Origin of the sequence: Halomonas sp. 3D7M, from assembly GCF_014897885.1 — a bacterium.
In the GTDB taxonomy this organism is placed as follows: domain Bacteria; phylum Pseudomonadota; class Gammaproteobacteria; order Pseudomonadales; family Halomonadaceae; genus Vreelandella.
On sequence record NZ_JABUZF010000225.1, the window covers coordinates 1 to 1,956 of the forward strand.

A 1,956-nucleotide genomic window follows, 5' to 3' on the forward strand; every position below is an offset into this window, starting at 1 on the left:
GTATTCAGCGCAATTTAGAACGCGGTAAACCCCTTCCTCCGGGAATTGCAAAACGCTTTGATGGCCCGTTGGCATCTCAGCTTCCCCAGTACCCCGGCTACGAATGGGAGCGCGTAGGGGCCGATGTCGTACTCATTGAGGCGGCGACCCGTATCGTTGTCGATGTGCTGGTGGATGCGCTTCGTTAAAGGTTGTTTCGCATGGCTCATGGTAATGCCATGCGTCACCGCTTAAGCTGGGCTTACTTCAGGCAATGTGAAATTACCAAGTAAGGAGCGTTAATGACGGCCTACACCCTAGAAGAGCGGCTGGCGCTGGCAGTGCGTATTGCGGAGGAGGCAGGCGATATGATTCGCCGCGCCCGCGAACAGCAAGATTTCAGTCAACGTTTAAAAGCCGGCATTGAGCTGGTTACCGATGTTGATGTGGCAGTTGATACGCTAATTAGCCAGCGCCTGGAGGAGCATTTTCCTGGTGAAGCGAGATTGAGTGAAGAGCTAAGCCCTGAGCGTGCGCTGCATACCCCCGCCGAGCGGCTGTGGGTGGTAGATCCTATCGATGGAACCGTCAACTTTGCCCAAGGCCTGCGCCATGTGGCGGTGTCGATTGGCTGGATAGAGAACGGCATCGGTAAAGTAGGCGTCGTTCATGCCCCTTTCTTGGGTGATACCTTCAGTGCCGCGCAAGGATTAGGTGCGTACTGCAATCAGCAACCAATCAAGCCTAGTGACGCTGATACGCTTGAAAGCACTCTGGTGGCTACCGGTTTTCCCTACGATAAACAGGCTCGCAAACAGCTTCTACCACGTTTGGAAGCCGTGTTGGTGAGCTGTCAGGATGTTCGTCGCAATGGCGCAGCTGCGATTGACCTCTGTGATGTCGCCTGCGGCCGCTTAGACGCATATTACGAAAGCGTTTCACCATGGGACTTTGTCGCGGGTTGGGTCATTGCTCGCGAGGCAGGCGCGAAAGTAGGCCACTTAACTGAGGTGCCTGACGGCGTGCCAGCCGACCTCTACCCAGAGCAACTGCTCGTCACAACGCCCAAGGTATATGATGCCATGGCATCGCTACTTAAGAGCATCGATTAAGTGCAAGCGGCAAGCAATTGAAAAGAAAGCGCAAAAAGAGCTTTTCATTTGGTTAAGAAAGCGCTAGTATACGCACCGTCTTGAGGCAAACGATGTTGGTTAACATTCGTTGCCAACCCAAGATATCGGAGTGTGGCGCAGCTTGGTAGCGCGTTGCAATGGGGTTGCAAAGGTCGCAGGTTCGAATCCTGTCACTCCGACCAAACAGATAAAACGGTCACTTAGCTATTACAGCGGTGGCCGTTTTTTGGTTTTAAGCTTCATTCTGGATTAGCAATCATTAGCATAAGTTGTGAAGCTTACTGACATACTATGATTATTAATAGCCAAGCAGGTCTTTATAGGCCTAGCCTGCTAATAGACGCTGCGCGAGATAGCCTGTCGCAAAGGCGAGCCCGGCCGCAGCGCTACCCATGAAAAGAGTACGCAGGCCTGAGCGCCAAGCCGGTAGGCCGTAGACGGCGCTCTTGAGCATGCCAATAGCAAGGAATACGCCGCAAGCCAGCCCTAGACTGGCTAAAAACTGCGTTGTGGTCGCTAAGCTAGGTATCGTATACGGAAGTAACGGCAGAGCGCCCACGATCAAAAAAGCACCAAAGGTAACTAACGCTGCTCGAAGAGGGTTAAGTCCAACAGATGAAAGCCCATGCTCTTCTTGTAACATAGTAGTCACCCATCTATCCGGTTCACGACATGTCATTGTATTGGTCCCTTGTAGACAGATAGGAATAGTATAGCCACCATTAATAGAGTGATTGTAGTTAATGGCTGTTTATTTGATGCGGGTCATATTTCATGGCTATGATGATTTTTTGCTTTTTTAGTTAATTTATTTTTAAAATAAGTGAATCCGCATAAGTTATGG

3 protein-coding genes and 1 tRNA gene are annotated in these 1,956 nt (G+C 50.9%); 3 read left to right on the forward strand and 1 reads right to left on the reverse strand.

The window, feature by feature from the left end; translation table 11 throughout:
• The 3 genes from INT22_RS12635 to INT22_RS12645 form a co-directional block, all read left to right on the forward strand.
• The coding region (locus INT22_RS12635) for an anti-virulence regulator CigR family protein (protein ID WP_193068325.1) at positions 1 to 188 on the forward strand (188 nt) is incomplete at its 5' end.
• A gap of 93 nt (positions 189 to 281) precedes the next feature.
• Positions 282 to 1,091, forward strand: a complete 810-nt coding sequence (locus tag INT22_RS12640; protein ID WP_193059764.1) for an inositol monophosphatase family protein — start codon at positions 282 to 284, stop codon at positions 1,089 to 1,091.
• A 126-nt stretch (positions 1,092 to 1,217) separates the two neighbouring features.
• A tRNA-Pro gene (locus INT22_RS12645) sits at positions 1,218 to 1,294 on the forward strand.
• A 143-nt stretch (positions 1,295 to 1,437) separates the two neighbouring features.
• On the opposite strand, the gene INT22_RS12650 is transcribed toward INT22_RS12645, so the two are convergent.
• On the reverse strand, positions 1,438 to 1,791 hold the full coding sequence (locus INT22_RS12650; RefSeq protein WP_226912689.1) for a VIT1/CCC1 transporter family protein: 354 nt from the start codon (positions 1,789 to 1,791) through the stop codon (positions 1,438 to 1,440).
• Positions 1,792 to 1,956: the final 165 nt, after the last annotated feature.